General features: G+C 56.7%; 1 protein-coding gene. It reads left to right on the top strand.

The window, feature by feature from the left end; translation table 11 throughout:
• Positions 1-67 precede the first annotated feature (67 nt).
• A protein-coding gene (locus MF4836_RS34630) for an IS5 family transposase (RefSeq protein WP_085983057.1) occupies positions 68-921 on the top strand; the annotation gives its coding sequence in 2 pieces (ribosomal slippage) (positions 68-421 and positions 424-921; 852 coding nt in all).

The following is a 921-nucleotide window of genomic DNA, read 5'->3' as shown; positions in this document are numbered from 1 at the left end:
GCGAATTAGGTTTTGTACGAAAAGTCGTTGTGGCTAAAATTGCCGCCATGACCGGTTGGAGGCCCGTATGGCAAGGCGTTACGAACTTTCTGATGCGTCATGGGAGCTGATCAAGGATTTGGTTTCTCCAGAACAGAAAATGGGCCGTCCTCGCAACGATGATCGTCAGGTTCTCCACGGAATTCTGTGGATCCTGTGCTCGGGCGCTCCCTGGCGCGACCTGCCTGAACGCTTTGGGCCTTGGTCAACGGTGTATCAGCGTTTTCGTGACTGGCGCGACGACGGCACATTCGAGCGAGTACTGGAGCGTCTGCATATTCGGCTGAACCGGGAAGGACTGATCGACTTGGACACCTGGATGATCGACTCCACCGCAGTACGAGCAACCCGAGCCTCTTCAGGCGCCGGGAAAAAGGGGGGCCTGAAGAACCGTTAGACCATGCCTTCGGGCGCAGTCGAGGCGGTCTGACCACCAAGATTCACATGGTGTGCGATGCCAATGGCGTGCCATTGCATTTCAGGCTTTCACCAGGACAAGCCAGTGATGTCTCCCACGCTCAGCCGCTGCTGGATGCTGTAAGAATTGCTGGCAAGCCAGGACGACCGCGTAAACGTAGCCGGTGGTTGCTGGCTGACAAGGGATACGATGCCGAACACCTGCGCCAGTACTGCGACCGTTACCGAATGCAGCCGGTAATCCCATTGCGCGCTATGCCGCGCAAACCTCGACCTGGCTTGCCCCGACTGTTTGACCGGCCCAAATACCGGCAACGGAACATCATTGAGCGGATGTTTGGCTGGCTGAAAGAAAATCGCAGGATCGGCACTCGCTATGACAAGCTGGCCAAGAGCTTTGCAGCCATGGTCACCTTGGCCTGCAGCCTACGTTGCATGCGGCAATACTTTTCGTACAAAGCCTAG

It is taken from the genome of Pseudomonas sp. MF4836 (assembly GCF_002018875.1).
GTDB lineage: Bacteria > Pseudomonadota > Gammaproteobacteria > Pseudomonadales > Pseudomonadaceae > Aquipseudomonas.
This window is presented reverse-complemented; position numbering and strand designations above follow the sequence as displayed.